The 4399-nt window shown below is 58.3% G+C and carries 3 protein-coding genes and 2 pseudogenes; 1 reads left to right on the top strand and 4 read right to left on the bottom strand.

Going from position 1 to position 4399, the window contains the following annotated elements; genetic code table 11:
- Positions 1 to 464: 464 nt before the first annotated feature.
- The gene (locus ACWGTI_RS32055) at positions 465 to 2267 is read right to left on the bottom strand and encodes a hypothetical protein (RefSeq protein WP_454578734.1); all 1803 of its coding nucleotides are present in this window, start codon (positions 2265 to 2267) and stop codon (positions 465 to 467) included.
- Between the two features lie 267 nt (positions 2268 to 2534).
- Between ACWGTI_RS32055 and ACWGTI_RS32050 the strand changes: the two genes are divergently transcribed.
- Positions 2535 to 2735, top strand: a complete 201-nt coding sequence (locus ACWGTI_RS32050) for a hypothetical protein (protein ID WP_454578982.1) — start codon at positions 2535 to 2537, stop codon at positions 2733 to 2735.
- 169 nt (positions 2736 to 2904) lie between these two features.
- Here ACWGTI_RS32050 and ACWGTI_RS32045 read toward each other — a convergent pair.
- From ACWGTI_RS32045 to ACWGTI_RS32035, 3 genes and pseudogenes are all read right to left on the bottom strand, one after another.
- Positions 2905 to 3519, bottom strand: a pseudogene (locus ACWGTI_RS32045) (LysR family transcriptional regulator); the annotation flags it as partial.
- Between the two features lie 45 nt (positions 3520 to 3564).
- Complete coding sequence (locus ACWGTI_RS32040; RefSeq protein ID WP_454578935.1) at positions 3565 to 4173, bottom strand: DedA family protein; 609 nt, start codon at positions 4171 to 4173, stop codon at positions 3565 to 3567.
- A pseudogene (locus ACWGTI_RS32035) lies at positions 4170 to 4399 on the bottom strand (hypothetical protein); the annotation flags it as partial. The pseudogene ACWGTI_RS32035 and the gene ACWGTI_RS32040, both read right to left, overlap by 4 nt.

Here is a 4399-nt window from a genome sequence, read left to right as displayed (position 1 = left end):
CGTCACAAATGAATCATCTGTGTCGTAACTTGCGCCAATCCCGCACCTAACCAAAATCCGCTCACCGGACGCTCACGTCCGGTCGTGTAGTCCTGCACCTTAAAAACATTGTGTAACGCCCTCCCCTGAGCGAACCGCCGCCGCTCTAGAAACATGGACCCGAGGCGGGCCGACATCGGCTTCACGGGCTGATGCTTCAAAGCTGCGCAACGACTTGCACCCGCGCCTCGGTCGCGCAATGCTGCGCTCTGTGTCCAGGACAACTCGACGGGATAGACTACCCTCACTCCACGTGACGAAAACGGGGGAAAGTAACTTCTGCCGCCCGCTCTATGGGTGGCTATGTAAAAGCTTGCGCGTTGGGTTGGGGGGCAACTTTCGATGCTTTGGCGCGACCGTCAATCGGTACCTCTATTCCCTTGCCGCCTCTCGATCCGCCTCTGAGCTCGCGCCAGGCTAAAGCCTCATAGGCTTACCGCGTCCTTGTATCGCCACGACCAGGCTTTTTCGTTTCTTCTTCCGTCAAGCGTTTGGTCGACAACACTTCTCGCCTCAAGGCTCAACAGCATCGATCGCGCCTTGTCATCCAGGCTTAGCGGACGCGTTTCACCCTCCTCGTCCCGCCACATTGCGATGGTTCTATTTGGCGGGAACTTGCCAGCCGCAGTGCTTCGCTCCATCAAGCCGAGCGAGGTCACGGTCAGCACTGATGTACCTGGATCGTCCGCAAGGGTAGCAGCATACCGGGCTGGCCATCTCGCAGGTATTTGCGGCCCATCCATCAGGATAGCGAACAAGAGATTGGGACCGATTGCCCTAAGGATGTCGTGGCAAGGATCGCTCCGAGCCAAATCTTCACATATCATTGTAGTGAAAACGGAGGTCTTTCTGAAATGGAAGAAATGTATCTCGCGTTGCGCAATTTTGTGGCTCTCCCACCAGGCAGAGCTACCATCTAGAGATTTCGCAAGATCGTAGTCCTTGATCTGCGATTGTGCCAACCGCCAGCGGTGATGCTTCCTTCGGCTTGTCAGCAGGTATCGGCTTTCTTTGTCTTTTAACGCCGATAACTCATTGTTTTTCCACATAGCTGTCAGCACGAAATTGCCCTCTTCCCCTTCACAATTCGTGCTGCTTCCTGTGATTGCGAACTCTAGCTCCGGCGCGATCTCTTTGACCCGCCCACAAATCTTGTTAAATATCGCCTCCGTCAGCGCATATTCTGGGAAAATTATCCCATTCAAGGATTCGCCTTTGAGCTTGAGTTTCGCTTTGCGGACCTCGTCGGCCACTAGCTCGATAATGGAATCCTGGTCCACCAGCCATTCTTGGACCACTTCGAAATTACCCCATTTGGGGCGTCTGTCCTCGTGAGGCAGTGCGGTATCCTTGGTTCGTATCCAGTTGTCCCTCATTTCGAAGGGCAGTGGAATAATCAGGATATCCAGGGCATCGGCATCTTCTTCCAGTTTCGAGTTAATCGGTTGATGCCAGTGGCATCGAACGTTTCCAACGTGGGGAATATACGCAACGTGACGGGTCAAGTTCCGCATGTTGCAACCAACGGCGGATATTCTGTTTTTTGGCTGGACACAGCCCACATCTGGATCGCTGTCGCGGCCGAACGTTGGAATCTGTCGCTTCGCCCTATAGGCGCCCTGTTCCGTTAGCTTTCGCGGCCGTGCAAAGGGTTGGGCAAAAAACTGTTCGAATGCATTCACCAGCCATCGGGGTTTGTCCGGGTCGCGGGGCGATCCAAGCCCGGCGCAGGCTTGGTCTGCAATTATCAGCAGCTGGAGGCCTGCTTTCCACCATTTCGGTACATTTTTCCGGGCGCTTTTCTGCGTATAAAAGGATGCCCTTATCGGCTGATTCCACGCGCCGATCACCACATCCCATAGGTCGTAAACGAAATCGGGAGTCTCTTCGTTCTCAGACCACTCAGTTCCAGCTCGCTCGCATCTCGCCCTGTCCTCCAAGCTCAAAGTGAAACTCAGGGGCTGCTCTCCTGCTCGGGGAGTTACGTCCGGATCAGGATCGAAATAGGTGAGCAACCCAGATATATGGAGGATTTGCGCAGCAGTAGCGAAAAGGTCGGTAGGCCAAATGGGCGGGTCGAACCAAGGTACCGACGTATCTTCCAGGCTTTCCTCAAGCGTGATAACGGGTTCTTGGCCGTCTTGTGATGGAATAAGGGGCACGGTTCCCATTGGCATGATGCTCATCACGGTATCACCGACCGTGTGACGCGCACTTTCCTCAGCCATTTAGTCCCGCCCCCCTTTTTTCCCGGGCGGGACTTTCTACTTACTGATGCTATATTTGCAAGGCTGAAATCTGCATCCTGCCTACGCACCTGTTGACAACAAGCAGCCTCGGGTGCATTGGAACCAATGCTACGGACAGCCGTTCTGATACGTCTGGGCCGTTATGGTTCCGTTAGGTGTTTCAGGGTATCTTGACCATGTCTGGATCAGGGTGTCTTATGTGCAGTGCACACGTGCTTCGCTAGCGGCGAGAAGGATGACTAAGACATGTCCTCAATGATTTCGAAGGAACTTCGCGTTGAAGTTTTGGCTGAGGCCAAGCGCAACAAGGCACGCACTGTCGAGTCGGTTCAGCGCATGTACCGTAAGCGTCTTGAGAAGTCGGAGAAGCGCGGTCCTCTCCCGGCCAGCGTCAAGGCTGCCTACTCGCGCCAAATTGAGCGCATTCCTGAAGAGTTCGCGCTTTAGATCCAGCATTCGTATGTTTCGGGAAGGCGGCCTCGGTGCCGCCTTTTTTGTTCCGATCCGACTGCCATTATAGATCCCGCGCAGCACCCGGAAGTCACGCAGTTCCTCACGACGACTAGCCGTGAGCGGTTCAGCTGGAGGCTGGGCCCAGCAGTATCGCTATGTGTGTCTCCTCGATCTCGTCGACGGTGAGCATGATCAGCGGCTCGGAGGCGTTATCGCCGATGCCGATGATGTCGGCGCTGGCAAGCCTGTGGCTGAACGGCACCCACAGCCGGTAGGCCGAGACTTCGAGGACTTCCGACTGCAGCGCGGTGCGGTCGCGCAGGTTGGACGTGACCATGACGGCGATGTCGAGCTTACCGCCGACCAGAAGGTGCTCGAGATAGTCGCCATTGTCCTCGATGGCCGAAACCTCGACGCCCGGATAGGCGCGGCGGTAACGGGCGAGCAAATCGGACAGCACATAGCCGGCGACCAGCGAGGTGTCGCCGAGCTGCAGGCGGCCGCCAGCGACAGCCTGGTCGCTGAAGAAGGAACGGCGTGCATCGGAGACATCGGCCAGGATTTTGGTCGCGTGGCGCAGGAACTGGTGGCCCTTGTGAGCGATGTTCCGGCCGCGTGGATGGCGCTCGAAGAGCTCGACGCCGAGATCGCTCTCCGCCTCCTTGATCGCCTCGGTGACCGAGGATTGCGAAATCGAGAGGTTCTGCGCGGCGCCCTAGACGGTGCCCTGCTCGGCGACGGCAATGAAGAACTGCAGTTGGCGGATGGTGAAAGCCATGGCCGGACTAAGCACCGGCGCGTGCGGGAAAGAAAGGGGCAGCGTCTACCTTCCTGCCGGTCTGGCGCGACGCCAACGGGAGCGCAATGCGATGAGGAACGCGACTTCCAGCGCAAGCACGATGGCCATGATGCGAAACGCCACCGTGAGCAGATCATGGACGCCGTCGCGCATCGCATAGCCCGCAAGAAGGAAGCCGGCGTTCCACAGCATCGCGCCAAGCAGGGTGGCCAAAGCGAAGGGCAAGGCCCGCAGACGCAGCGCGCCGGCGGCGATCGGCAGATAATTCCGCACCGTCGGCACGAACTGCGCCAGCAGCGAGGCCCGGATGTGATTGCGGCGATAGGCGCCGGAGAAACGCCGATAGGTCTCATGGCGCAGGAAGAAATAGCGGCCGAAGCGCCCGACCAGGGCGTCGGCGCGTACCGGGCCCAGCCGGCCGCCCAGAGCGAACCAGAACAGGCAGCCGGCCGTCGAAGCCAGTGTCGTGACCGCCAACAGGGCGCCGAGCGCGGCAATATCAGACGCCCTGGTCATGCCGAGAAAAAGCAGCAGCACATGCGACGGCGGCACGGGCAGTATCTTTTCGGTGAAGGCTAGACAAGCGGCGCCGAACAGGCCAAGCCCCAGCACCGCCGACAGGAGATCGGTCATGAGAAACGCCAGTCATAGGTGCTGAGGCTCTTGATCCTGGCGATCCGATAGACCGTCGCCGGGGGGAAGTTGCGGAAGGTCCCGCCGATGCGGACCGCCTCGAGGTCGAGGGCTCCAAGATCTTTCAGCGTTTGGCCGAGCGCCCCCTCGATCAAGGGGGCGTCTTCGGGATGAGGAGCCAGCTTACGACGGCGCCCAATCCTGGGAGGGAGCTCCCCAGTGAGTT

The organism is Mesorhizobium sp. ArgA1 (assembly GCF_053714375.1).
Note: the sequence above shows the minus strand (reverse complement) of the source record. Positions and strands in the feature narration are given on the sequence as shown.

Coding starts and splice junctions, on each gene's coding strand:
- ACWGTI_RS32040 (WP_454578935.1), bottom strand. CDS start 4,173: ATGACCGATCTCCTGTCGGCGGTGCTGGGGCTTGGCCTGTTCGGCGCC.
- ACWGTI_RS32055 (WP_454578734.1), bottom strand. CDS start 2,267: ATGGCTGAGGAAAGTGCGCGTCACACGGTCGGTGATACCGTGATGAGC.
- ACWGTI_RS32050 (WP_454578982.1), top strand. CDS start 2,535: ATGTCCTCAATGATTTCGAAGGAACTTCGCGTTGAAGTTTTGGCTGAG.